Consider the following 25,183-nt stretch of genomic DNA (forward strand, 5'->3'; position numbering starts at 1 on the left):
CTCCAGTTATATGCTATTGATGTTTAAGTTTTATTTAAAAAGTTATCATTGTAATACTCATTATTGTACTCATTTTGGAGTTGGCTTGCTTTCGTAATGCGAAGGTCGTAGATTCGACTCCTATTATCGGCACCATCTTAACTTCCATAAATGTCCGTATTCATCCATAAATATTCTGATTTATAACGATTTTACTGCTTTTTAGTCCATCATCGTCCGTAACCATCCAGTAGAATCCGATACGGAATGTGTATAGGATTGTGTATATGTTGCTGTTCGGTCTAGGATTCCTATACACATGCCTTTAAACGATATGCAGATTCGTCGCGCTAAGCCTGAAGATAAACCCTATACGCTTGGGGACGGGCAAGGCTTGTCATTGCTTATAGAACCTGATGGAAGCAAGAGCTGGCGGTTCCGCTATCGCTATGCTGGCAAACCCAAAATGATCTCGCTTGGGGTTTACCCAACGATCACTCTTGCTGATGCTCGTTCCCGTCGCGATGAAGCTCGAAAACTTGTGGCAGAAGGAAAGAACCCTAGTGAGGTTCGAAAAGAGCAAAAGTTGGCTCTGCAAACAGAGTCAGAGAACGCCTTCGAAAATATAGCCAGAGAATGGCATCAACTTAAATCTGCTAAATGGTCGGTGGGATATGCATCAGACATCATGGAAGCGTTTAATAACGACATTTTTCCTTATGTCGGAACAAGGCCAGTGGGAGAGATTAAACCGTTAGAGCTGCTGAACGTTCTGCGTAAAATTGAGAAACGTGGTGCGTTGGAGAAAATGCGAAAAGTTAGGCAGCGTTGCTCAGAAGTGTTTCGCTAAGCAATTGCAACAGGTAGGGCGGAGTACAATCCTGCGGCGGATCTCTCCAGCGCTCTCGAAGTACACCAATCCAATCATTTCCCGTACCCAAAAGCTGATGAGATACCTGATTTTGTGCGTGCCTTAGAGGGGTATACCGGGAGTAAGCTTGTCCAGATAGCCACGAAATTACTGATGATTACAGGCGTGAGGTGCGGCATTAGGGCAAGAATTTGATCAGGATAACGCTATTTGGGAAATTCCTGCTGAAAGGATGAAAATGCGTAGATCACATCTTGTGCCATTATCAGCTCAAGCGTTAGATTTACTCATTGAGCTAAAGTCCATGTCAGGAAACTATCAGTTAGTTTTTCTTGGGCGTAACAATCCGAACAAGCCTATGAGTGAGGCTAGCATCAACCAGTTGATCAAGCGTATTGGATATGGAGGAAAAGTGACTGGGCACGGATTTAGACACACGATGTCAACGATTTGGCATGAATATGGATTTGAGTCTACATGGATTGAAATGCAACTTGCTCACAGCGATAAGAATAAAATTCGAGGTATTTATAATCATGCTGTTTACTATTCAAATCGCAAAGAAATGTTAAATTGGTACTCAGAAAAGATATTAGGATGAATCATGCTGGATCAAACATTCTCGCCAAGAAACCTTTTGAGACTTTTGTATAAAGAAGATCCTAAAAAATTCCTCAGAAATATTGATAGGGAAGATTATGAAAGTGAAATGATAAGGTTATCACAAATAATAAATGACGATAAATTTAATTTTGGCAGGTTTTCCTTTGCAAGGATAAATAATAAAAAGGTTATAATTCCTAATGAATTCAAAGATATATTGGCCCTAAGAAAAGCAAATGATAATCTCAAGAGAATCTATGGTGTCAGACAATCAGATAGGAATGATATTGTAAGACATGTGATTTGCATGCTCGAAGAGCCGGTCCCATTTTTTGTATATAAGTTAGACATTAAAGATTTTTATGAAAGTATTAATAAAAATAAAGTTTTAGGCAAAATAACAAGATCCTCAATTGTTTCTTATAAAACGAAAAGGTTGATAAAGCGTTTTTTTGAATTATCTCATCTGTCTACTGAATCAGGTCTTCCAAGAGGAATCGGTTTAAGCGCCACCATGGCTGAGCTTTACCTTGAAGATTTTGATGATAAGGTTAAACGTACTAAAAGTGTTTTCTACTATGCACGCTATGTAGATGATATTATCATTTTTACGTGTGAAAAAATAAATGACTTTCAAAATTTCTTTAAGGGATTATTGCCGGATAATCTAGACTTCAACATTTCAAAATGCAGAGAAATAGATATCCATAATAATGAAAAAGGGATGGTGGCCAATGAGTTTAATTATTTAGGGTATTGTTTTTGTGTTAGAAGCGGGAAAATAAAAGCTTCTGATAAGCGAGATGTTAAAGTTACAATTTCAAAAAAGAAAATACTTAAATTAAAAAGAAAAATTATACTTTCTTTAAAAGATTATTGCAATACGAATAATTTCGCTCTTTTGGAAAAAAGAATAAAGTTTCTTACTTCTAATGTTATACTTGAAAAAGCTAAAAAAGTTTCTGATGAAGAAAGTTCGCCACTATATAGTGGTGTGTATTATAACTACTTACATATCAGATCGTATGATCAACTTAAAATTTTAGATTTATTTAAAAATAAAATGTTATTTTCATGCCGTGGTAGCTTAGGCAATCAATTAATAATCAAGGGAGATAGAGAATTATTAAGATCATTAAGAAAATACTCTTTTTTGAGTGGTTTTAATAATAGAAGAAAAGTAAGTTTTACTTTTAAAGAGATAAATGACATAAGGAGATGTTGGTAAGTGAAAATAAAAATAAAAAAAGGTGATTATAACAGGGTTCTACTAACCGACGTATTACCTTATGAAGTTCCTATCCTTTTTTCTAATGAAGAGTTTTATCATATTATAAGCAGGGATGATTTGCCATGCGAATTCAAGGAATTATTCTCATTTGAAAATTTTAAAACTACTGTTCCGTACACATACAAAATAAAAAAAGGCCAAGCGAGTTTCCGTAGTTTGGCAATTATACATCCAGCACATCAACTCAAAATATGTCATTTTTATAAGCAATATGAACACTTTATAATTCATTTATGTTCCATAAGTGATATTTCTCTAAGATATCCTAATAAGATCGGGACCTACTATTATGAAAAAGACTTCTTAAAGGATAGGGTTAGATTAAAAGATGGGGGGGTTGATTTAGTGGTTGACGGCTTCGATTTGCAAAGTCAGACTGCTTCATCATATTTCTCTTATAAGAAATATCCTTTTCTTTATAAATTCTATGAATCTTTTGAATTTCACCGCCTTGAAAGAAAGTACGAATACATGGTGAAGTTTGATATATCTAAATGTTTTTCTCATATTTACACTCATAGTTTAGCTTGGGCTGTTAAAAATAAAAAATATGCAAAAGAGAATACGGACAGCACTCATTTTGAGGGGGCTCTTGATAAACTTTTCAGAGATTTTAATCATGGGGAGACGAATGGAATATTAATCGGCCCTGAAGTTTCAAGAATCTATGCGGAAATCATTTTGCAAAGAATAGATTTAAACATCATTGAGAAATTGAGCAAGTTGTTTAATCTTAATTTCAATGACGATTATGTAATTAAAAGATATGTTGATGACTATTTTATCTTTGTTTCCGATGAGATGCATCTCTCAAAGATTGAAATGGTGCTATCTTCTGAACTCGAACATTATAAGCTTTATTTGAATGAATCGAAAAAAGAAACGACTGCAAGACCATTTATTACAGGGTTAACGATAGCAAAATATGAATTGAAGCAAGTTATTGACGACGTATATAGTGATATTGTAGATGTCGAATCAATGTATGAAATTAATAGTTTGATCTCTAGAAAAAATATGGGAGATGATTTAGGAAAAATAGATGGTGTTTTTTTGTTAGATAAAAGAAAGAAAAAATTCAGCCGTGCTGGAGAAATTATAAAATCTATAAAGGTTGTTATTAAAAGAAATCAGATAACTTTTGATCAAGTTTCGAGTTATCTGTTAATGGCATTGAAGAAAAAATTATTCTCATTGTTGAAAATATTATCTATCTATTCATATGATGAAAAACGATATCTAAAACTAATGAGGTTCGTATCTGTACAATTAGAAGTGATTTTCTTTGTTTACTCGATGGATAATAGAGTTAGGCCGACATATGTAGCATGTCAAATAATATTGGAAGTGAATGCATTTGCTGAGCGATTCGATGATGATATTAAAGAGGTATTAAAGAAAAATCTTTTGGATGAAGTTGCATTGTCTTTGAAGAATGTTATTAGTTATTCGGGTGGTGGATATGTTGAGTTTTCTAATATTCTTATCGCCTTAAAGGAATTGGGCGGTGAATATTATTTCGATCAAACTTATTTGATTGATTTTATTGATTCTAAAATGAATGACTCCGAGGGGTTAAGTTATTTTGTAATTTGCAGTATTTTGTACTATATCCATGGGCGGAATGATTGTGCAGCGCTTATTAAAAGGGTCGAGAATATAATACTTGATAAATTTAAAGATAATGCAAACAATAAAAATGATTGCGAAATGACATTGCTGATATCAGATGTGTTATCTTGTCCTGTTCTTGATGATAAATATAAAATTAAAGCCTATAGAGCTTTTTATCCTTCAGGGAAAAAAGCGAAGCCAACGGTCGAAATACAGCATACTATCAATTTCTTCAGAGGTAAGGTGGTGTTTTTTAACTGGCTAGGAAATAAAAACCTCGAGCAAATTCTTTACAGAAAAGAGTTGCGAACCCCCTATGAATAGTTGTAGTATTTTTATGCTTTAACTGCGAAGTTGATTTTTGAAAACTTCAAAAATTAACGAATCACAATGCTTTCAGCATTGGCTTTTGAAACAAACGAGGACAAACGTTCGCGATAAGTTTGGTCTCTGCTGCTAATCAGACACACTATACGTTGAAGCTAAGGTGGGCCGCTAAGCGGCCCTTTCCTTATTGCCCCTTAATGACGCCACAGTTCGTGAATTAAACATTGTTTTGATGCTGCAATTTCTATTAGCACATTCTCTTATCGCCTAGACCTCATGATGAAACACACCACCTCACCAAAGCCGAGGTAAATATGGACCTCCAGCGTAAGCAAAAAACCACACACATCTAACGAAGATGTGAAACTCACTTTAACCCATTAACTCGCGCTCGTAGCCCCGCCACGCCTGCCCGCTTTATGGAGTGGTTTTGACCTGCTCCCCGTTGATTAACACACCGCGATGTTAGTAATGTCTTCATAAGTCACATGAGGACTCCGCCATGAAGAAGCGTTTTTCCGACGAACAGATAATCAGTATTCTACGCGAGGCTGAAGCCGGGGTTCTGCCCGTGAACTCTGCCGTAAGCACGCCATTTCCGACGCCACCTTTTAGACCTGGCGTAAGAAGTATGGCGGTATGGAGGTGCCCGAGGTTAAGCGCCTGAAGTCGCTTGAGGAAGAGAACGCCAGACTCAAGAAGCTGCTTGCCGAAGCCATGCTGGACAGGGAGGCACTTCAGGTGGCTCTGGGGCGAAAGTACTGACGACAGACCAGAAGCGGGAAGCCGTTGAGTTTATGTGTGATGCGACCGGTCTGTCGCAACGTCGTGCCTGCAGGCTAACAGGTTTGTCCCTGTCGACCTGCCGCTATGAGGCTCAGCTTCCGGCGGCTGATGCACATTTATCAAGCCGTATCACAGAACTGGCGCCCGAACGAAGGCGTTTTGGGTACCGGCGCATCTGGCAGTTATTGCGTCGGGAGGGTCTTCACGTCAACCACAAGCGGGTATACCGCATTTACCACCTTAACGGCCTGAGTCTGAAGTGCAGATGACGTCGTAAGGGGCTGGCGACTGAGCGGCTTCCGCTTCTTCGTCCGGATGCGCCGAACCTGACATGGTCGATGGATTTTGTCATAGATGCACTTGCCAGCGGCCGTCGGATTAAGTGCCTGACTTGTGTGGATGATTTCACGAAGGAGTGTCTGACGATCACCGTTGCTTTCGGTATTTCAGGCGTTCAGGTCGTGCGTATTCTGGACGGCATAGCGCTGTTTCGTGGCTATCGGGCAACGATAAGAACCGATCAGGGCCCGGAGTTTACCTGCCGTGCGCTCGATCAATGGGCCTTTGAACATGGTGTTGAGTTGCGCTTAATCCAGCCGGGCAAGCCAACGCAGAACGGATTTATTGAGAGTTTCAATGGCCGCTTCCGGGATGAATGCCTGAATGAGCACTGGTTCAGCGATATTCTACATGCCTGGAAAATCATTAATGACTGGCGGCAAGACTATAACGAGTCCAGACCTCATTCATCGCTGAATTATCAGACGCCATCTGAATTTGCAGCAGGCTGGCGAAACGGGAAACATGAAGAAAAACCCACCGACATTACTAACTTAAGGTTGTATCTAATACTGGGGGCAGGTCATTATTTCTTTGTTTGTCGCGATTATGTGAGAATTCAGGACGAGACTGAGCAGATATCACCAATCGAGGCAACTCAAACACAGCCAGAGTCGCGACAGTTAAATCATGGCTTCCTAATGAAAGAAAATAAAACACTCCATCACACACCCCTTTAAAATATTTAAATGGTGTTTTAAAGATGGAGGGCGCTGGCTTTAAATTTTTATTTTCCCATTAACTATTACGAGGCGAGTTCAGATTAATACTTGGGTGGTTATTTATTTCATAGTTTAATTTAAAGCTAAACCCTTGTGGAGAAACGACCCTTCCACTATTTTCACTCTCATAGGTAGCCCATGAATTATCATCATGCCTCCGGTTGAAATTCGCTTCTGTGACACTGAATTGATTAATAAATTCAGATGTGTTGGTATTGTCTGAGGTGATTTTTTTGACCACCTCAAATATTGATTTGTCTATTTTAGCGCTGAATTTTATACGAGAGAGCCCGCCTTCAATTGGGCTTTTGAATTTGTGGCTGAATACGGCCCTTTCTCGCTCAAAGAAATTTAATTCGTCAATGGACTGTGGGGAAAATTCGAAGCCTTCCCCTTGCACGTAATTTGATAACTCATTCGCAGAATTGTTTGCACCAGCGAGATATAATTGTTTTATTACCACTCCTCGAATGATAGCCTTAGTAAGGTCCTGAGTATCAACCTCTGAAATGATATTATTAAACTCATTCCAGTCAGGGTCACAGAAGTGTATAAGTGCTTTTTCAGGATTATCAAACTGCGGAATGAAAATCCCACCCACCAGCCCTATTTTAATTTGGCTAACTGGGTTGTTTGTTAGATTTACCTTTTGTTTTATCCCTTTTGTTATAGCTTTGTGCAAGTCCTTTATTTTATTCTGTGTACCTTTGCATTCAAGAGCGATAATTCTTCCAAAATTATCCAATCCAATGTAGTCAGGGGTCTTACTTTGACCATTTTTCGATTTTGTTAAAAGGAGATGAGTAAGGTTCAATGTTTCCAATAGATAAATTGCATCTATGAATCCCTGAAAACCTAGAGTATCGATTAATGTGAACGTGGTTGAGCCAACGCCTATCTCATCACTTAAAATGGTTTTTTGGTGAGGGTCTATGTCTTTCCATTCTTTACGAAGTCGTAAGTCAGGATATGTTTTCGAAAAGGCGGGGAAGTATCTTAGCCAGGCCCAGAAATCAGACAAATTAAAACCAGTTAGCTTAGGAGGGCGAGTCCACAAGGCGGTATGGATTAGCATGCAGTTCACATCGATTTGTCCAACACTAGTAAGAGGTTTATAGTATTGAGATTGTCCCTTAGGGAATGAACTCGAATCAATAGTTACTTTAATATCTTTTTTCATAGAAAATCCATTTGGTGAATATATATGAGGTTGTTGAAAAGACAGTTGTTAAACCGGGATTTTACGGGCTCGTTGGTTCTTCTTCAATGATGAAAACCTAAATTACCATTATCCTCTTTTGGCACGAAAATTATAGTTGCATCTCACCTTTAATGAGATGCAACTATCCGCTAATAAGGTAAGTTTAAGGAGATAGTGAGTATCAGTATAGGTTGCCTGCTTAGTGTCACCCTCTTAGGTTTATGCATTTATGATTATTATCAGCTTCCGCGTTCAAGTAGGTTATACCTTGGGTAGATCATAATCCAGCATTTCACGATTGTAGTTAAATAAATTTAAATAACAGTTAAATTGTGTGAATGCATGGCCATATTGCATGATTAACCTGTCCTCTAAAAATTGATGCAGAGCAAGTTTAGTAACGTCCGCTGTTGGCACAAAGCGGACCTCGAGTAAGAAGTCCCATTCTCGTAAAGTTCATTAAGGGCAATCATTCCTAATTGAACTCAACTATCCATTTTTCCATATTATCGGCCCATTCCTGCATCATCACTTTACGCTCATCAAGATAGGTCGCATGGTTGTATGCGCGGCGAACATTATTGGTATCAGCATGGGCAAGTTGAGCCTCGATAGCATCAGGCCGATAGCCCATCTCGTTTAAACGAGTACCTCCTGTAGTTTTGGTGGCATGCGGGCTATATGTTCCGCTCCAGCCGAGGCTTTTAAGTAGCTGACGCAGTGAGTGAGATGTCATTGAACCTAGCGGATTATCTCTGCCCGGGAAAAGGTGCGGCCGATGCCCGGTTAATCCCTGTAGTGTTCTGAGCATTTTGACAGCCTGGAAGGGCAGGGGATTAACGTGTTCTCTGCGAGCTTTCATGCGCGTAGCCGGAATGGTCCATAGTGCATTATCAAGATCGAATTCGGCCCATTCTGCTTCGGTGACTTCGGCAGGACGCGCCAGCGTCCACCACATTAGCCACATGCAATAGTTTACTTGGTATGTTCCGCGACTGTTGTCAAAACAGCTTAATAACTTCCCGATTTGCTGAGGATTCAGTGCCTGTTTGTGCTGTGTCTTATTAGCCGGAAGGGCCTTGCGCACAGGCCATACCGGATCGCTATCTGCTCTAAGCGTCGCGACTGCCAACTCGAAAATTGATGAAACGGTGCGACGGGCTTCTGCGGCAACTGTCGGTGCTCCTCGTTTGGCCGTTTCCTGAAGAATTTTAAGGATATGGTGTGGGGTGATCTCTCTGACTGGAAGCTTACCTATTGCGGGAAAAACAACACGTTCAAGCATATCCAGTCGGCGTGTTTTGGTAATTTCGGCCCAGTCTTTCATCTGCAACCACTCTTTGGCAATCAGCTCAAAGGTGTTAGATACGTCATTGACCTTGCGGATCTTATCTAATTGACGAGCCTGTGTCGGGCTAACTCCATCTGCGACTTGCTTACGCGCTTGCTCGCGAGCTTTATCGCTGGATACTCACCCAAAGCAAACATGCTTGATTTTCCGTTGAGTTTAAACCGATAGCGCCATGCCTTTTTGCCATTGAGTTTCACTTCGAGGTAGAGACCATTAAAGTCATTGAGTCGATAGAGTTTTTCTTTCGGCCTGACACTGCGGCATTGCGTATCAGTGAGCATAGCGGGTCCTTGACTATTTCTTATACCGTTATTGTACTTACCTAAAATGATAATGGAAACGGATTGTACTCATCCATGTACTCATTTTAGACTGCGCTTCCATGAGAGCATATGAGACAATGTGGAATAAAAAATCCACGCAAGTGCGTGGATTTTAGAGGGTTTTGTGAGGTCCCTGAGATATTATGAAGCCTCATGAGACAACAAAACTTATTTAGACGTTAAACAGGAAGTTCATCACATCGCCATCTTTCACGATGTACTCTTTCCCTTCTGAACGCATCTTGCCCGCTTCTTTCGCGCCCTGTTCGCCTTTATAAGCGATAAAGTCTTCAAACGCGATGGTCTGCGCGCGGATAAAGCCTTTCTCAAAATCGGTATGGATTTTGCCCGCCGCCTGCGGTGCAGTAGCGCCGACCGGAATCGTCCAGGCGCGTACTTCTTTCACGCCGGCCGTAAAGTAGGTCTGCAGGTTCAGCAGCGCATAACCGGCGCGGATAACGCGGTTCAGGCCCGGCTCTTCCAGACCCAGCTCGGCCATAAACTCGTCGCGCTCTTCATCGTCCAGCTCGGCGATATCTGATTCCACCGCCGCGCAAACCGGCACGACTACTGAGCCTTCCGCTTCGGCGATCGCGCGTACCTGATCCAGGTAAGAGTTGTTCTCGAAACCATCTTCGTTGACGTTAGCGATATACATGGTCGGCTTCAGCGTCAGGAAGCTGAGATAGCGGATCGCCGCTTTCTCGTCGGCATCAAGCTGCAGCGCGCGCAGCATCCCGGCGTTTTCCAGGTGCGGCAGACACTTCTCCAGCGCGGCCAGCTCGATTTTTGCATCTTTATCGCCGCCTTTGGCTTTCTTTTGCACGCGCTGAATGGCGCGCTCGCAGGTCTCAAGGTCGGAGAGCGCCAGTTCGGTATTGATGACGTCGATATCTTCCGCCGGGTTCACTTTGCCCGCGACGTGAATGATGTTTTCATTTTCGAAGCAGCGCACCACGTGGCCGATCGCTTCGGTTTCGCGGATATTGGTCAGGAACTGGTTGCCCAGGCCTTCGCCTTTCGACGCGCCTTTTACCAGGCCCGCGATATCAACGAACTCCATGGTGGTCGGCACCAGGCGCTGCGGTTTGACGATCTCCGCCAGCTGATCAAGGCGCGGATCCGGCATCGGCACTACGCCGGTGTTGGGCTCAATGGTGCAGAAGGGGAAGTTAGCCGCTTCGATGCCCGCTTTAGTCAGCGCGTTGAACAGGGTGGATTTACCGACGTTCGGCAGGCCCACGATACCGCATTTGAATCCCATGGTTGATTACCCTTCTAACTTGAGGTGCAACGCCTGCTTGCAGGCATTGCCGGAAACGAAAAAAAGTTGGCGCATTATACACAGAAATCGCGCGGGCAGGGCGTTTAGCTCGCCTTGAACGCGTGCAGCCGGTTCATCGCCTTCAGACGATCCTCTTTCAGCCACACTTCGGTGCAGCGCGCCGCTTCATCAATAGCGTCGTCGATCAGCTTCTGCTCACTGGCGGGCGGCCTGCCCAGCACAAAGCCGGTCACCTTATTGCGATCGCCAGGATGGCCGATGCCGATACGCAGGCGATGAAAATTATTGTTGTTGCCAAGTTTGCTGATGATGTCTTTCAGGCCATTATGGCCGCCATGTCCGCCGCCCTGTTTGAATTTCGCCACGCCAGGCGGCAGATCCAGCTCATCGTGCGCCACCAGAATCTCTTCCGGCGTGATGCGGAAAAAGGTCGCCATTGCCGCCACGGCTTTGCCGCTGAGGTTCATAAAGGTTGTCGGCACCAGCAGGCGCACATCTTCGCCCGCCAGGCTAATGCGTGCGGTATAGCCGAAAAATTTCGCCTCTTCCTTTAACGACTGATTATGGCGCTCCGCCAGTAAATCGAGATACCAGGCACCCGCGTTATGCCGCGTCGCGGCGTACTCTGCGCCGGGATTGGCCAGGCCCACAATCAGTTTAATGCTGCTCACGATGATTATCCTGCTCAGGTATGGAAAAGGCGTTAGTGTACTTCGCGGCAGGAAAGAGAACAAACTTCGTCGGGAGAGTTGGTTACGCAGCGTGATTAACTAATTTATTTTGAAATCAAGCTGCTGCGCGTAAAGCTGCGTCAATGTTTGTGAACGTTGTGTGATCCTGGACGCAAATCCAGGGCCAGTCATTGCCTAAACTTATGTCAGGTTAACATTACGTGCGGTTTTAATTGCTTGTTCATATGGACAGAGGTGAGTTATGAAACATCAACATTGTCGGAAAGCAGGAAACGTCATGATGATTGTTGGGTTGATCGTGATGGTCTCCAGTATCTTTTTCTCTGTGCTTAATCAGTTGCCGAGCATCCAGATGCCCGCTCTGCTGGCACAGGCCGCTATTCTGGGCATCTTTATCGGTGCGCTGTTATGGCTGGCAGGCGCGCGCGTCAGCGGACGGGAAAAAATCGAAGATCGCTACTTCTGGCACCGTCACTATGACGAGCGCTGTCGCCGCACGCCGCATCATTAAACAGCCTGATTCGCACATAAAAAAACCGGGCGCATGGCCCGGTTTTTTATTTAGCAAAGAATTAATGCTCGAACATCGCCGAGATAGACTCTTCGTTGCTGATACGACGGATCGCTTCAGCCAGCATGCCGGAAAGGGTCAGGGTACGCACGTTCGGCAGCGACTTCATCTCTTCAGAAAGCGGGATGGTGTCGCAGACGATAACCTGGTCGATGACCGATTTACGCAGGTTCTCAACCGCGTTGCCGGAGAAGATGGGGTGCGTTGCGTAGGCGAAAACGCGTTTCGCGCCGCGCTCTTTCAACGCTTCCGCCGCTTTGCACAGCGTGCCGCCGGTGTCGATCATATCGTCGACCAGCACGCAGTCGCGGCCTGCCACGTCGCCGATGATGTGCATCACCTGAGAAACGTTAGCGCGCGGACGACGTTTATCGATGATAGCCATATCGGTATCGTTGAGGAGTTTAGCGATCGCACGGGCACGTACGACGCCGCCGATGTCCGGAGAAACCACAATCGGGTTTTCCAGACCAATTTGCAGCATGTCTTCCAGCAGAATAGGGCTGCCGAAAACGTTATCAACCGGGACGTCAAAGAAGCCCTGGATTTGCTCGGCGTGAAGATCGACCGTCAGAACGCGATCGACGCCAACGCTGGAAAGGAAATCCGCGACCACTTTAGCGGTGATTGGCACGCGCGCGGAACGCACGCGGCGGTCCTGACGGGCATAGCCGAAGTAGGGAATAACCGCGGTAATACGACCAGCAGAAGCTCGACGCAGCGCGTCGACCATCACAACCAGTTCCATCAGATTATCATTGGTGGGAGCACAGGTGGACTGGATGATGAAAATATCACCACCGCGTACATTTTCATTAATTTGTACACTCACTTCGCCATCGCTGAAACGGCCCACTGCGGCGTCTCCGAGGCTAGTGTAAAGGCGGTTGGCAATACGTTGTGCTAGTTCCGGGGTGGCGTTACCAGCAAATAGCTTCATATCAGGCACGAGAAGAACCTCAGGCTTTGCGTCCAGAGAATGAACGGCGTTACGGTAACCGGCGCATACCGCAGCGCATGTTCATACGGGTGTGTTAATGCACAGAGTGCAGCGTCTGGAACAGGGTGACACTGTCACACATGCGCTTACAGCCCGGAAAGGGTGCGATGCAGAGGCGAGACGTTAACGCCTCGCGCAACAAATCCGCATACCCATTTCGGGGCGAGTTCCAGCACCTGACGAGCGGCTGACTCCGTGTCAAATTCGGCAAACACGCAGGCGCCAGTGCCAGTCAGGCGCGACGGCGCGTATTCTAGCAGCCAGGAAACAAGCTCATCAACCTCGCGAAAACGTTTTCTTACTACTGCCTCACAATCATTGTGGAAGGGCGTCGATAAAAGCGCCGCCAGCGAACGCACTGGCGTGTCCCGCGTAAGCTGCGGATCGTTAAATACCAGCGGCGTCGGAATGCTCACGCCCGGATGCGCCACCAGATACCATTTCTCCGCCGGATCGGCGGGCTGCAGCTGTTCGCCGACGCCCTGCGCAAAGGCGGCGAAACCTCTGACAAACACCGGTACGTCTGCGCCGAGCTGAACCCCAAGCGCCGCCAGTGCCTCAAAAGAGAGGCCGATGCCCCACAGATAATTAAGCGCCACCAGCACCGTCGCGGCATTGGACGAGCCGCCGCCCAGTCCGCCGCCCATCGGCAGGCGTTTTTCAATGGCTATCTGCGCGCCGGCGTCGGCAGGCAGTCTGTTCCCGGCCTGCGCCGCCTGACGCAGCGCCGTTGCTGCACGAATGATAAGGTTGTCGTCATGGGCGACGCCCTCAACCGGCGTGGTCAGCGTCACACGGCCGCTGCTGTCGGGCGTGATATGCAGCGTATCGCCGTAGTCGAGAAACTGAAACAGGGTTTGCAGATTGTGGTAGCCGTCCGCGCGACGGCCAGTGATATAGAGAAACAGGTTAAGCTTTGCCGGAGCGGGCCAGGAGGTGATCATTGCAGGGTCCAGCTATCCATACGCAGCTTGATGCGCTGGTCGCCTTCGCGCAGCTCCAGGTTCGCCGGCAGCGCCGGGGTCGTTTTGCTGTCGTAATCCTGAATGGTAACCTGCCACTTCTGGCCATTGCTGCTGTAGTTCAGGCTCTTCAGCTGGTAGCTGCTGTTTAGCTGATAGTCGCTGGCGTCGCCGGGCAGGCCCATCATCCACTGGCGCAGGTTGGCAAGCGGAATATCCATACCGGTGAGCTGGGCGATCATCTTCTCCGCGTCGTTGCTGACATAGCGCTTGCCTTTGTTGTCCACCAGCTGCACGGTGTTGCCCTGGGCGTCGAGCTGCAGTTCGGTGCTGCCGAGCGGATTGGTCAGCAGCAGGCGATAGCGGTCCGGAGCGGTCTGCTGCCAGTTAAAGCGCGCGTAGACTTTCTGCTTGTCAGAAAGATAGGCGAAGGCGCCGCGCGTCTGATAGTGCGTGACTTTCGCCACTTCCTGCTGATGTTGCTGCCACTGCGGCGCGGTTGTGCTCGGACCTGGCCCCTGCGGTTGATGGACGGCGCAGGCGGTGAGCAGGGCGCTCGCCAGCGGCAAAAGGCGCAACATAGTGCGTGGTGAAAAGGTCATCACGTGGTCATCTCCTCGGACACGTTTTTAATTCGTAACAGATAACGCTAGCGATCCGCTTATAAACCGTCAATGCTGATTAGAGGAAAATTGCGCACGATCAGTTTAATCTTATTACAGTCATAGCCTTTGTATGGCTTTTCATGATCTGCCGCATCTTGTAGAATGCGCCTCACAAAACCCTGACATTATTGGGACAACCCAACTTTTATCGCCATGACGCTGCTCGCTCTCGGAATCAATCATAAAACTGCACCTGTCGCGCTGCGCGAACGCGTTGCGTTCGGGCCGGACGTGCTGGAACAGGCGCTCGACAGCCTGCTGTCCCAGCCAATGGTGCAGAGCGGCGTCGTTCTCTCTACCTGCAACCGCACCGAACTCTACCTTAGCGTAGAACAGCAGGCGGATCTGCAGGAGCGCCTGGTGCGCTGGCTGTGTGATTATCACCATCTCAATGAAGAGGACGTGCGTCAAAGTCTTTACTGGCATCAGGACAATGCGGCGGTAAGCCATTTAATGCGCGTAGCGAGTGGCCTTGACTCGCTGGTGCTGGGCGAACCGCAAATCCTCGGGCAGGTGAAAAAAGCCTTCGCCGATTCGCAGCGCGGCCATGCGCTGAGCAGCGAACTGGAGCGCATGTTTCAGAAAACCTTCTCGGTCGCCAAACGGGTGCGCACCGAGACGGAAATCGGCGCCAGCGCGGTGTCGGTCGCTTTCGCCGCCTGTACGCTGGCGCGCCAGATCTTCGAATCCCTGTCGACGGTGAATGTGCTGCTGGTTGGCGCAGGTGAAACCATCGAGTTGGTGGCGCGCCATCTGCGCGAGCATAAAGTGCAGAAGCTGATAATCGCCAACCGCACGCGCGAGCGCGCCGAGCGACTGGCGGAAGAGGTAGGCGCAGAAGTGATCGACCTGGCCGAGATCGACGCGCGCCTGGTCGACGCCGATATCGTTATCTCCTCCACCGCCAGCCCGCTGCCGATTATCGGCAAAGGGATGATGGAGCGTGCGCTGAAAGCGCGCCGCAACAAACCGATGCTGCTGGTTGATATCGCCGTGCCGCGCGACGTCGAGCCGGAAGTGGGCAAGCTGCCTAACGCCTATCTCTACAGCGTTGACGATCTGCAGGCGATCATCGAGCAAAATATGGCGCAGCGCAAAGCCGCCGCCGTGCAGGCCGAAAGCATTGTGGTGCAGGAGAGCGGCGAATTTATGTCTTGGCTGCGCGCCCAGAGCGCGGTAGAGACGATTCGCGAATACCGCTCTCAGGCGGACAGCGTGCGCGCCGATCTTGAATCTCGCGCGCTGGCTGCGCTGCAGCAGGGCGCAGATCCGCAGAAAGTGCTGCAGGAGCTGGCGCATAAGCTGACCAACCGTTTAATTCACGCACCAACCAAATCTCTGCAGCAGGCCGCCCGCGACGGCGACACTGAACGCCTGCAATTGCTTCGCGACAGCCTCGGTCTCGAGTAGACTCCTGGGCTGTTGCCCTCTGTGACGAGAATCCCATCACGACATGAAAACCTCTATTGTTGCCAAACTGGAAGCGCTGCAGGAGCGCCACGAAGAAGTGGAAGCAATGCTGGGCGATGCCAGCGTAATCGCCGATCAGGACCGCTTCCGCGCGCTTTCGCGTGAATATGCCCAGCTAACCGACGTTACCCAATGTTTCCGCGCGTGGCAGCAGACGCAGGAAGATATCGAAACCGCCCAGATGATGCTGGACGATGCGGAAATGCGCGATATGGCGCAGGAGGAGCTGCAGCAGGCGCGCGAAGAGAGCGAGCGGCTGGAGCAGCAGCTGCAGGTCCTGCTGCTGCCGAAAGATCCTGATGACGAGCGCGCCTGCTTTATCGAAGTGCGCGCCGGCACTGGCGGTGACGAGGCGGCGATCTTTGCCGGCGATCTGTTCCGCATGTACAGCCGCTACGCCGAAGCCCGCCGCTGGCGCGTGGAGATCGTCAGCGCCAACGAAGGCGAGCACGGCGGCTATAAAGAGGTGATTGCGCGCGTGACCGGCGAAGGCGCCTATGGTCGTCTGAAGTTCGAATCGGGCGGCCACCGCGTGCAGCGCGTGCCGGAAACGGAATCCCAGGGACGTATCCATACCTCAGCCTGCACCGTTGCGGTGATGCCGGAGGTGCCGGAAGCGGAGCTGCCGGATATCAATCCGTCCGATCTGAAAATCGATACCTTCCGCTCATCGGGCGCGGGCGGACAGCACGTTAACACCACCGACTCCGCTATCCGTATCACCCACTTGCCGACCGGCATCGTGGTGGAGTGTCAGGACGAGCGTTCGCAGCACAAAAACAAAGCCAAAGCGCTGGCGGTGCTGGGCGCGCGCATTCACGCCGCGGAGATGGCGAAACGCCACGAAGCGGAGGCGAGCACGCGCCGCAACCTGCTGGGCAGCGGCGACCGTTCCGATCGTATCCGCACCTACAACTTCCCGCAGGGGCGCGTCACCGATCACCGCATCAACCTGACCATTTACCGCCTCGACGAGACCATGGAAGGCAAGCTGGACAACCTGATTGAGCCGATCGTGCAGGAGCATCAGGCCGATCAGCTGGCCGCGCTGGCTGGTCAGGAGTAATGGATTTTAAAAGCTGGATGAAACAGGCTGTCGCCGCTCTGCAGGGCGGCGACAGCCCGAAGCGCGACGCGGAGATCCTGCTCGGTTTCGTCACCGGTAAGTCGCGCAGCTGGCTGGTGGCGTTTGATGAGACCGCGCTGCTGCCTGAGCAGCTGGCGCGCCTCAACGCGCTGCTGGCGCGTCGCGTTCAGGGTGAGCCGGTGGCACATCTGATTGGCGAGCGCGAGTTCTGGTCGCTGCCGCTGCGCGTCTCCGACGCAACGCTAATCCCGCGTCCCGATACCGAAGTGCTGGTGGAACAGGCGCTGGCGCGTCTGCCTGCCGCGCCGTCGCGCATCCTCGACCTCGGCACCGGTACCGGCGCAATCGCGCTGGCGCTGGCGAGCGAGCGTCCCGACTGTCAGGTGCTGGGCGTCGATCGCATTGAGGCGGCCGTAACGCTGGCGCAAAGCAACGCCGAGCGGCTGGCGATAGCCAACGCCGAATTCGCGCTGAGCCACTGGTTCGACGCGCTGCCCGCCGCGCGGTTTGACCTTATCGTCAGCAATCCTCCCTATATCGACGCGTGCGATCACCATCTGTCACAGGGCGATGTGCGTTTTGAACCGCGCAGCGCGCTGGTGGCCGATGAGGCCGGGCTGGCGGATCTGCGCCTGCTGATCGCTCAGGCGCCGCAGTGGCTTGTGCCTGGCGGCTGGCTGCTGCTGGAACATGGCTGGCAGCAGGATGCGGCGGTGCGCGCGCTAATGCAGCAGCAAGGTTTTCTTCAGGTCGCGACCGTGAATGACTACGGCGGCAATCCGCGCGTCACGCTCGGTCACATTCCATTTTAAAAAGGACGTACCATGGCCGCTTACTATCCTCTTATTAAACAACTGCATCTGCTGACGGTATTTATCAGCATCGCGCTTTTTATCGTGCGTTTTTACTGGCTGCGCAGCGGTTCAGCGCTGCTGCAGCGCCGCTGGGTGCGCATTACGCCACACGTTAACGATACCTTTTTACTGCTTACCGGCGTGCTGCTGGTGGTCATTACGCACTTTTACCCCTTCTCGCCGCAAGGAAGCTGGCTGACGGAGAAGCTTTTAGGCGTTATTATCTACATCGCCTTAGGTTCCGTGGCATTGAGCCGTCGCCCGCGCACCAGCCGCACGCGCTGGATCGCTTTCCTGGTCGCGCTGGTCGCGCTGGTGACAGTGATTAAGCTGGCGGTGACCAAAATGCCATTATTGGGGATAGTATGACCTCCGCAGAACAATTAGATTTTAGCCAGACGCCGCTGTGTGAAGCGGTGATTGGCGCGACCCGAGCGATTCGCGCCGATTTTCCCGCCTCCTCCGTGCAGGAGCAGCTGGCCGCGCTGGTGACGGAAGCCCGCCGCTATGTGAGCGGCGAACAGGACGCCGATATGCAGCTGGAGAAGCTGCTGGAGCTTTTCTATCGTCAGTGGGGCTTCGGCGGCGCCAGCGGCATTTATAACCTTTCCGACGCGCTGTGGCTGGATAAAGTGCTGAAGACGCGCCAGGGAACGGCGGTCTCGCTGGGTGTGATCCTGCTGCATATCGCGCAGGCGCTGGAGATTCCGCTGATGCCGGTTATTTTCCCCACTCAGCTGATTTTGCGCGCTGACTGGATCGACGGCGATATGTGGCTGATCAACCCCTTCAACGGCGAGACGCTGGATACCCATACGCTGGAAGTCTGGCTGAAAGGCAATATCAGCCCCACGGCGAAGCTCTACGACGACGATCTGGAAGAGGCGAAGACCATTAGCGTCATGCGCAAAATGCTCGACACCATGAAAGCGGCGCTGATGGAGGAGAAGCAGATGGAGCTGGCGCTGGGCGTGAGTCAGGTGCTGTTGCAGATCGACCCGGACGATCCCTATGAAATTCGCGATCGCGGTTTGATCTATGCTCAGCTGGAGTGCGAGCATATTGCGTTAAACGATTTAACTTATTTCGTTGAGCACTGTCCTGAAGACCCGGTCAGCGAAATGATCAAAGTGCAAATTCACGCAATTGAACAGAAACAGGTGACGCTGCACTAAGCGCACCACACAGTTAAGGAAAGGGCATGACTCAGAAAGTCGTCACTATTGGTGATATCAAGGTCGCTAACGATCTGCCATTTGTGCTGTTTGGCGGCATGAACGTGCTGGAATCACGCGATCTCGCCATGCGTATTTGCGAACACTACGTTAAGGTCACCGACAAGCTCGGCATTCCGTACGTGTTCAAGGCCTCTTTTGACAAGGCAAACCGCTCTTCCATCAAATCCTATCGCGGTCCAGGCCTCGAAGAGGGCATGAAGATTTTCCAGGAGCTGAAGCAGGCGTTCGGCGTGAAGATCATTACCGACGTGCACGAGGCGGCGCAGGCGCAGCCGGTGGCCGACGTGGTAGATGTGATCCAGCTGCCGGCGTTTCTGGCGCGTCAGACCGACCTGGTTGAAGCGATGGCGAAAACCGGCGCGGTCATCAACGTGAAGAAGCCGCAGTTCGTCAGCCCGGGTCAGATGGGCAATATCGTGGATAAGTTCGCGGAAGGCGGCAACGATAAAGTTATTCTGTGCGATCGCGGCAGCAACTTCGGCTATGACAATCTGGTCGTCGACATGCTCGGCTTCAACGTGATGAAAAAAGTCACCAATAACAGCCCGGTGATTTTCGACGTGACCCATGCGCTGCAGACGCGCGATCCGTTCGGCGCTGCCTCTGGCGGCCGTCGCGCTCAGGTGGGCGAGCTGGCACGTGCCGGTATGGCGGTCGGCATTGCCGGTCTGTTTATCGAAGCGCATCCGGATCCGGATCACGCGAAATGCGACGGCCCGTCCGCGCTGCCGCTGGATAAGCTTGAGCCGTTCCTGGTGCAGATGAAGGCGATTGACGATCTGGTGAAGAGCTTCCCGGAGCTGGATACCAGCAAATAAGTCGCGCTTCACTGAGCGAAATAAAAAAGAGCGAGAGATCGCTCTTTTTTTTCGTCGCTTTTCTGCCCGGGCGCGGCGGGTTGTTAAAGCATGATGGTGAGAAGATAGCCCGCAAATAAGGCCAGGTGCGCGGCGCCGTTCAGCACATTGGTGCGTCCAGTAGAAAAAGAGATCTGGCACAGGATCAGCACCGCTGACATCATGACCATCTGCGGCGGCTCAAGGCCAAACACCAGCTGCTGGCCGGTCAGCGTGGCGATAATCGTTACCGCCGGCACGGTCAGAGAAATCGTCGCCAGTACGGAGCCGAAGAAGAGATTCATGGCGCGTTGTACCTGATTCATCAGCACCGCCTTCAGCGCCCCCAGTCCTTCCGGCGACAGGATCAGCAGCGCGACCAGGAAGCCGGTGAACTGCGCAGGCGCATTAAACTCCGACAGCAGTTGCTCCAGCGTAGTGGCGTTCATCTTGGTCACGCTGATAACCGCAATCAGATGCACAATCAGCCAGGCGGTGTGCCAGATGCTGCTGTGCGCAGAAGGCTTGCCGTGATGGGGGTCGCCATCGTCACTGTCGTCCTCATGCTCGTAGACAAACAGGCTCTGATGCGTGCGCGTCTGGATCAGTAGAAACACGCCATACATCGCCGCCGAAATCGCCGCAATCAGCAGCGCCTGGGTGGTGGTGAAGTTGCCGCCCGGCAGCGCGTTGGGAAACACCAGCACCAGAATCGCCAGCGGAAAGATGGCGATCAGATACTGCTTTACCCCGGCGAGATTCACATACTGGGTGGCGAACTTACGCCCGCCCAGCAGCAGCGAGAACCCGACCAGCCCGCCGGTGACGATCATAATGATGGAGTAGAGCGTGTCGCGCATCAGGGCTGGCGCGGCGTCGCCGGTCGCCATCAGCGCGGAGATCAGGCTGACCTCAAGGATAACCACCGACAGACTCAGGATCAGCGAGCCGTAAGGTTCGCCCAGCCGGTGCGCCAGCACGTCAGCATGGCGCACCACGCTGAACGCGCTGCTCAGGATCGCGACCAGCGCCAGCAGGTTGATGCCGATAACCACGGGCAGGCCGTTTGCTCCACCGAAGAAGAACAGGACACCAAGGGCGGCGAGGGGAAGTATCAGCGAGAACTCTTTGTGACGTGTTTTTTCATAGGTAGTCATTCACCATCCTCTTAAGAGAAAAACTTCGGCGAAACCCAAACGGGGCTTCACAAAAAGAGTAGAACTTTTATGTCGGCAAAGAGTGTAACTTTTCGCCGTTTGCTATGTGGGAAATTTACCGCTTTTTACTTTCAGTAAAATAATCGTCAATTGTGGTAAAAGAGGCGGTAAAGATAAATTATCTATTTAATTTCATTTGGTTAATGGTTTGATTAAAGCAAACTCACCTGCTTTATTTGCGTTTTTTGGGCGGGATAACCACGATTTTTATCGGCTTTATTCCACTTATGCGTGGTACCGCAATGAAATCCAGGGTTGAAATTTTTAACGCATACGCCAGGCTTAGATAAGGCCCTGAATGGAGGAGATGCAATGCCGTATAAGAACCGTGAAGCGCTGCCGGACAACGTTAAACATGTACTGCCGCCGCACGCGCAGGAGATCTATCAGAAGGCTTTCAACAGCGCCTGGGATCAGTACAAAGACAAGGATGAGCGCCGCGGCGATGAGTCGCAGGAAGAGGTCGCCCACAAAGTCGCCTGGTCGGCGGTGAAAAAGGAGTACGAAAAGGGCGATGACGATAAGTGGCACCCGAAAAAGTAGCCCTCTACGAAAAGGCCAGTGATACTGGCCTTTTTCTTAAATTACTTTAAATTTGTTGCTTATTCCTGGCCTTGAAAGCGTTGCGGAAAATGCATAATGTCAGTTAACGCTGCGGCTCACCGCGTCGCCCGTATGTCGATTTAACCAGGGAGCACGTTCGACAGGATGTAAGAGAAGTCAGGAGGTCGCATTGTTAACCCGAGAATTTTTATTAAAAGCAGACTGCAAAACCTCATTCGGCGATATTGAAGAATCGCTGCTCTGGAGCTGCGAGCAGCGCGCAGCGTCGCTGGCAGCCACGCTGGCCTGCCGTCCCGACCAGAGCCCGGTCTGGATCTTCGGCTATGGCTCGCTGATGTGGAACCCCATTTTCGAAGCGGACGAGGTCGCATCCGGCACGCTGGAAGGCTGGCACCGCGCCTTCTGCCTGCGCCTGATCGCCGGACGCGGCACCTCGTCCCATCCCGGCCGCATGCTGGCGCTGAAAGAGGGCGGTTCAACCAGCGGGCTGGCGTTTCGCCTGCCGGAGACGCGCCTGCATGAAGAGCTGGAGCTGCTGTGGAAGCGCGAGATGATCACCGGCTGCTATCTGCCGACCTGGTGCGAGCTGACGCTGGAGGATGGCCGCAGCGTGACCGCGCTGGCCTTTATTATGGACCCGCGCCATCCACTCTATGAATCTGACTCCTGCCCGGAGGCTGTCGCGCCGCTGATCGCGGCGGCAAGCGGCCCGCTGGGCAGCAATGCGCAATATCTCTTTTCGCTGGAGCAGGAACTGGCGAAGCGCGGCATGGAGGAGGAGAGCTTAAGCCGTCTGGCGCATCAGGTGCGCGCGCTACAGGCGGGCGTACGCTGCGCGCAGGGATAGAGGCTCGCGGCGTGCCAATCCACGCCGCGAAAGCGCATCAGTTCCCGGGATTCAGCAGCCAGGTGCCTGGCTTATCAATTACAAGCGACTGCGCACGCATGCTGGTTCCTGAGTGCACTTCGATACGATACTGACCAGCCGCCAGATTAAGCGCGGCGAAACCGTTGCTGCTGGTTTTCACCTCGACTGGCTGACCGTTCAGCACCACGTTGGCGCCACGTTCCAGTTTAAGGTAGACCGTCGCCAGCGCGGCGGGCGTGGCTGCTGCTGGCGGCGAGTTATTCACGCCAGAGTTGGTCACAACGGCTGGCGCTGCGTTTTCCGGCGTCGCGTCGCGCCTGTTGGTCAGCCAGGTTACCGCAATCACCGCCAGCAGCGCGACCGCCGCCAGCGCCACCAGACCCGGCGACAGACGGCGTACGTTGCGCGGCGTCACCGGCTCTACGCTGGCCGAGCCGTGATTCACCGCCATCACCACCGGCGCAGGCGTGACAATCTCCTCCTCCTCGACAATGGGCGGAGGGGCTGGCGCAGGCAGCGGTTCCGGCGCAGGCTGCAGACTATTGACCACCGCCTCCACGTCGCTGACGGGCAGGTCGATCAGCGCCGCAAAAGCGTCAATCGACTGCGGACGATCGGCGGGCTTCATCGCCAGCGCGCAGTCCACCGCATGCAGCAGCGGCAGCGAATAGCCAGCTGGCTTACGTTCGACCAGCGGCTGGTAGTTATCCTCGATGCAGCGCACCACGCTGACCGGCGGCGGATTGCTGGTGATCAGGCTGTGCAGCACCGCGCCGAGCGCGTAAATATCGGTCCAGGGGCCCTGTTCGTTTTCCCCCTCTTCGCTGTACTGCTCAATCGGCGCGAAGCCCGGCTTTAGCATAATCTCGGTTTCGTCTGACAGATTGCCGATCTCTTTGCGCGCCGAGCCGAAGTCGAGCAGAACCGGCAGCTGGTTTTCCTGAATCTGAATATTATCCAGCGAAATATCACGATGCAGATAGCCCGCCTGATGAATCGTACTGATAGCGCCAAACAGCGGCGGCAGCAGGCGACGGATCCAGGCCTCGTTCACCGCATCCGGGCTGGTAAGCTGCCACTCTTTCAGCGTCATGCCGCTGTAGTAGAGCGTGCCCATATAGGCGGTGCCGTTCTGTTCCCAGAAGCGCAGCACGTGCAGCAGGCCGGGATGGTTGAAGCGCGCCAGCAGACGCGCCTCCTGAATAAAGCTGGTCAGACCGGCATTAAACAGCTTCTGATAGCGTTCGCCGCGCAGCTCCAGCGACATATCCTCTGCGCGTACCGCCAGCGATACCGGCATATACTCTTTAATAGCGATGGTGCGTTCGAGCTGATGATCCCACGCGCGGTAAACGATGCCAAAACCGCCGCCGCCAATCACTTCCTTGATTTCAAACTCGTTAAAACGGTAGCCCGCAGGGAGCGCGTTGGGCACCGCTTTCTGATTATCATTTGCCGACATAGTGAACTCTCTGAACACCGCCTGACAGACAGGCTGCGCTGTAATTAATTGATGTTACGCCACGCACCTATCGCCGGATCAACCAGATCGGCGTGCAGGGTGTCGATCAGTAACACATTCACTTTTTGCTGTGGCATAAACTGCGGTCCCCAAAGACCACGCAACGTTTCCACCCGCGATTTCACGGCGTCAGGATCCTGCTGCGCCGTATTCTTATCCATTTTGACCAGTAGCGCGCCGTTAAAGCGCCAGACGTGGCTCGCCTCGTCGAAAGGCAGCACCAGCCAGCTGTCCGCCGCATCGGCGCGCGTGACGATCATGCGCTCTTTATTGACGGCCACGATTTGCAGCGAGTTGCCGGAAATCGACAGATTCGCAACAGGGTAGCCCTGATAAAAGGTGACCGTCAGAGGCCTGTTTTTACCCTTATCCGCTAAGATTATCTCGCTTTTGCCTTCCAGCCAGCCATCATGCGGACACTGCGCTTTCGCGCTGTCAGGAATAAACAGCGACTGCCCGTCGGCGTCCCATGAGGTGCGGAAGCGGCAGCCGCCAGGCAGATCGAAATGCTGCAGCGGCGCGGTATTGGCCGGACGCGACAGATCGAGCGGCGCGGCGTTAGCCGCGCTGGCGCTGGCGGTGGCGTCAGCCATCACAATCGGCCGCCAGTTTTGCAGTTTGCTGGCGCTACCGCTGGCCAGTACGCCGCCCTCTTTGTTGGTCATTTGCCAGGGCAGTTCGTCCAGCGTGCCGCACTGGTTCGCCAGCAGCGTGCCGACGCGCGGCAAAAATGACGTCAGCACGGCGGAATCGGTGCTTTTACCCGACACGATACGCAGCGGCAGCGACTCTTTACACCAGTCGTCAGGCGCCTTGCTTTTTACGCCGTCAATAAAGACCTCCAGCGCCAGGCTGGGTGAATAAACCACGCGATAATCTTCGGCCTGCGCGCTGAAGGCGATAAATAAGGTCGCAATGCCGGACAACCATAATTTCATAATGATC

General features: G+C 51.2%; 20 protein-coding genes and 3 pseudogenes. 13 read left to right on the forward strand and 10 right to left on the reverse strand.

The genetic code is table 11. The features are described 5' to 3' along the window. Window positions 1-298 precede the first annotated feature (298 nt). From D7S44_RS04000 to D7S44_RS04015, 4 genes and pseudogenes are all read left to right on the forward strand, one after another. Window positions 299-1,451: pseudogene (locus D7S44_RS04000) on the forward strand (tyrosine-type recombinase/integrase). 3 nt (window positions 1,452-1,454) lie between these two features. After that, complete coding sequence (gene drt3a, locus D7S44_RS04005; RefSeq protein WP_120452257.1) at window positions 1,455-2,681, forward strand: antiviral reverse transcriptase Drt3a; 1,227 nt, start codon at window positions 1,455-1,457, stop codon at window positions 2,679-2,681. Continuing rightward, entirely contained in the window at window positions 2,682-4,682 is a 2,001-nt protein-coding gene (drt3b, locus tag D7S44_RS04010; RefSeq protein WP_120452259.1) for an antiviral reverse transcriptase Drt3b, read from the forward strand. 505 nt (window positions 4,683-5,187) lie between these two features. Next, window positions 5,188-6,304, forward strand: a pseudogene (locus D7S44_RS04015) (IS3 family transposase); the annotation flags it as partial. 244 nt (window positions 6,305-6,548) lie between these two features. On the opposite strand, the gene D7S44_RS04020 reads toward D7S44_RS04015, so the two are convergent. The 4 genes and pseudogenes from D7S44_RS04020 to pth form a co-directional block, all read right to left on the reverse strand. Further along, window positions 6,549-7,712: a hypothetical protein gene (locus D7S44_RS04020; protein WP_120452261.1), complete on the reverse strand. Its 1,164-nt coding sequence runs from the start codon at window positions 7,710-7,712 to the stop codon at window positions 6,549-6,551. A 496-nt stretch (window positions 7,713-8,208) separates the two neighbouring features. Then, window positions 8,209-9,365: pseudogene (locus tag D7S44_RS04025) on the reverse strand (tyrosine-type recombinase/integrase). A 214-nt stretch (window positions 9,366-9,579) separates the two neighbouring features. Then, on the reverse strand, window positions 9,580-10,671 hold the full coding sequence (ychF, locus tag D7S44_RS04030) for a redox-regulated ATPase YchF (RefSeq protein WP_120452263.1): 1,092 nt from the start codon (window positions 10,669-10,671) through the stop codon (window positions 9,580-9,582). Between the two features lie 104 nt (window positions 10,672-10,775). Beyond that, the gene (gene pth / locus D7S44_RS04035; protein WP_120452265.1) at window positions 10,776-11,363 is read right to left on the reverse strand and encodes an aminoacyl-tRNA hydrolase; all 588 of its coding nucleotides are present in this window, start codon (window positions 11,361-11,363) and stop codon (window positions 10,776-10,778) included. A gap of 262 nt (window positions 11,364-11,625) precedes the next feature. On the opposite strand from pth, the gene ychH reads away from it, so the two are divergent. After that, window positions 11,626-11,895, forward strand: coding sequence for a stress-induced protein YchH (gene ychH / locus D7S44_RS04040; RefSeq protein ID WP_120452267.1), 270 nt, complete (start codon window positions 11,626-11,628; stop codon window positions 11,893-11,895). 61 nt (window positions 11,896-11,956) lie between these two features. On the opposite strand, the gene prs is transcribed toward ychH, so the two are convergent. The 3 genes from prs to lolB all read right to left on the reverse strand — a co-directional run bounded on the left by prs (window position 11,957) and on the right by lolB (window position 14,519). Then, window positions 11,957-12,904, reverse strand: a complete 948-nt coding sequence (prs, locus tag D7S44_RS04045; protein WP_006118899.1) for a ribose-phosphate diphosphokinase — start codon at window positions 12,902-12,904, stop codon at window positions 11,957-11,959. 137 nt (window positions 12,905-13,041) lie between these two features. After that, the gene (ispE, locus tag D7S44_RS04050) at window positions 13,042-13,899 is read right to left on the reverse strand and encodes a 4-(cytidine 5'-diphospho)-2-C-methyl-D-erythritol kinase (RefSeq protein WP_120452269.1); all 858 of its coding nucleotides are present in this window, start codon (window positions 13,897-13,899) and stop codon (window positions 13,042-13,044) included. Beyond that, entirely contained in the window at window positions 13,896-14,519 is a 624-nt protein-coding gene (gene lolB, locus D7S44_RS04055; protein ID WP_120452271.1) for a lipoprotein insertase outer membrane protein LolB, read from the reverse strand. Before lolB ends, ispE begins: the two co-directional genes overlap by 4 nt. Window positions 14,520-14,735: 216 nt before the next feature. Here lolB and hemA point away from each other — a divergent pair, with 216 nt between their 5' ends. Genes hemA through kdsA form a run of 6 tightly spaced genes read left to right on the forward strand, consistent with a single transcriptional unit; the run spans window position 14,736 to window position 20,049 of the window. Next, the gene (hemA, locus tag D7S44_RS04060; RefSeq protein WP_120452273.1) at window positions 14,736-15,992 is read left to right on the forward strand and encodes a glutamyl-tRNA reductase; all 1,257 of its coding nucleotides are present in this window, start codon (window positions 14,736-14,738) and stop codon (window positions 15,990-15,992) included. A gap of 43 nt (window positions 15,993-16,035) precedes the next feature. Beyond that, window positions 16,036-17,118, forward strand: a complete 1,083-nt coding sequence (prfA, locus tag D7S44_RS04065) for a peptide chain release factor 1 (protein ID WP_120452275.1) — start codon at window positions 16,036-16,038, stop codon at window positions 17,116-17,118. Next, window positions 17,118-17,951, forward strand: coding sequence for a peptide chain release factor N(5)-glutamine methyltransferase (gene prmC / locus D7S44_RS04070; RefSeq protein ID WP_120452277.1), 834 nt, complete (start codon window positions 17,118-17,120; stop codon window positions 17,949-17,951). Before prfA ends, prmC begins: the two co-directional genes overlap by 1 nt. Window positions 17,952-17,963: 12 nt before the next feature. After that, window positions 17,964-18,362, forward strand: a complete 399-nt coding sequence (locus D7S44_RS04075) for a SirB2 family protein (RefSeq protein WP_120452279.1) — start codon at window positions 17,964-17,966, stop codon at window positions 18,360-18,362. Further along, window positions 18,359-19,168, forward strand: a complete 810-nt coding sequence (gene sirB1 / locus D7S44_RS04080; RefSeq protein WP_120452281.1) for an invasion regulator SirB1 — start codon at window positions 18,359-18,361, stop codon at window positions 19,166-19,168. Before D7S44_RS04075 ends, sirB1 begins: the two co-directional genes overlap by 4 nt. Window positions 19,169-19,194: 26 nt before the next feature. Beyond that, a complete protein-coding gene (gene kdsA, locus D7S44_RS04085; protein ID WP_096073022.1) occupies window positions 19,195-20,049 on the forward strand; it encodes a 3-deoxy-8-phosphooctulonate synthase in 855 nt (284 codons plus the stop codon). Window positions 20,050-20,132: 83 nt separating this feature from the next. On the opposite strand, the gene chaA is transcribed toward kdsA, so the two are convergent. Next, window positions 20,133-21,224, reverse strand: coding sequence for a sodium-potassium/proton antiporter ChaA (gene chaA / locus D7S44_RS04090; protein WP_120452283.1), 1,092 nt, complete (start codon window positions 21,222-21,224; stop codon window positions 20,133-20,135). A 372-nt stretch (window positions 21,225-21,596) separates the two neighbouring features. Between chaA and chaB the strand changes: the two genes are divergently transcribed. Together chaB and D7S44_RS04100 are read left to right on the forward strand one after the other, a co-directional pair. Then, window positions 21,597-21,827, forward strand: a complete 231-nt coding sequence (gene chaB / locus D7S44_RS04095) for a putative cation transport regulator ChaB (protein ID WP_033747642.1) — start codon at window positions 21,597-21,599, stop codon at window positions 21,825-21,827. Between the two features lie 190 nt (window positions 21,828-22,017). After that, window positions 22,018-22,695, forward strand: coding sequence for a gamma-glutamylcyclotransferase (locus tag D7S44_RS04100; protein ID WP_120452285.1), 678 nt, complete (start codon window positions 22,018-22,020; stop codon window positions 22,693-22,695). Between the two features lie 37 nt (window positions 22,696-22,732). Here the strand turns inward: D7S44_RS04100 and D7S44_RS04105 are convergent, their stop codons facing one another. Beyond that, window positions 22,733-24,178 carry a serine/threonine protein kinase gene (locus tag D7S44_RS04105; RefSeq protein ID WP_120452287.1) on the reverse strand — a complete coding sequence of 482 codons (1,446 nt, stop codon included), beginning with the start codon at window positions 24,176-24,178 and terminating at the stop codon, window positions 22,733-22,735. Window positions 24,179-24,222: 44 nt separating this feature from the next. Continuing rightward, window positions 24,223-25,176: a hypothetical protein gene (locus tag D7S44_RS04110; RefSeq protein ID WP_120452289.1), complete on the reverse strand. Its 954-nt coding sequence runs from the start codon at window positions 25,174-25,176 to the stop codon at window positions 24,223-24,225. Window positions 25,177-25,183: the final 7 nt, after the last annotated feature.

The organism is Pantoea piersonii (assembly GCF_003612015.1).
In the GTDB taxonomy this organism is placed as follows: domain Bacteria; phylum Pseudomonadota; class Gammaproteobacteria; order Enterobacterales; family Enterobacteriaceae; genus Pantoea; species Pantoea piersonii.

Coding starts and splice junctions, on each gene's coding strand:
- drt3a (WP_120452257.1), top strand. CDS start 1,455: ATGCTGGATCAAACATTCTCGCCAAGAAACCTTTTGAGACTTTTGTAT.
- D7S44_RS04020 (WP_120452261.1), bottom strand. CDS start 7,712: ATGAAAAAAGATATTAAAGTAACTATTGATTCGAGTTCATTCCCTAAG.
- ychF (WP_120452263.1), bottom strand. CDS start 10,671: ATGGGATTCAAATGCGGTATCGTGGGCCTGCCGAACGTCGGTAAATCC.
- ychH (WP_120452267.1), top strand. CDS start 11,626: ATGAAACATCAACATTGTCGGAAAGCAGGAAACGTCATGATGATTGTT.
- ispE (WP_120452269.1), bottom strand. CDS start 13,899: ATGATCACCTCCTGGCCCGCTCCGGCAAAGCTTAACCTGTTTCTCTAT.
- lolB (WP_120452271.1), bottom strand. CDS start 14,519: ATGACCTTTTCACCACGCACTATGTTGCGCCTTTTGCCGCTGGCGAGC.
- hemA (WP_120452273.1), top strand. CDS start 14,736: ATGACGCTGCTCGCTCTCGGAATCAATCATAAAACTGCACCTGTCGCG.
- prfA (WP_120452275.1), top strand. CDS start 16,036: ATGAAAACCTCTATTGTTGCCAAACTGGAAGCGCTGCAGGAGCGCCAC.
- prmC (WP_120452277.1), top strand. CDS start 17,118: ATGGATTTTAAAAGCTGGATGAAACAGGCTGTCGCCGCTCTGCAGGGC.
- D7S44_RS04075 (WP_120452279.1), top strand. CDS start 17,964: ATGGCCGCTTACTATCCTCTTATTAAACAACTGCATCTGCTGACGGTA.
- sirB1 (WP_120452281.1), top strand. CDS start 18,359: ATGACCTCCGCAGAACAATTAGATTTTAGCCAGACGCCGCTGTGTGAA.
- kdsA (WP_096073022.1), top strand. CDS start 19,195: ATGACTCAGAAAGTCGTCACTATTGGTGATATCAAGGTCGCTAACGAT.
- chaA (WP_120452283.1), bottom strand. CDS start 21,224: ATGACTACCTATGAAAAAACACGTCACAAAGAGTTCTCGCTGATACTT.
- chaB (WP_033747642.1), top strand. CDS start 21,597: ATGCCGTATAAGAACCGTGAAGCGCTGCCGGACAACGTTAAACATGTA.
- D7S44_RS04105 (WP_120452287.1), bottom strand. CDS start 24,178: ATGTCGGCAAATGATAATCAGAAAGCGGTGCCCAACGCGCTCCCTGCG.
- D7S44_RS04110 (WP_120452289.1), bottom strand. CDS start 25,176: ATGAAATTATGGTTGTCCGGCATTGCGACCTTATTTATCGCCTTCAGC.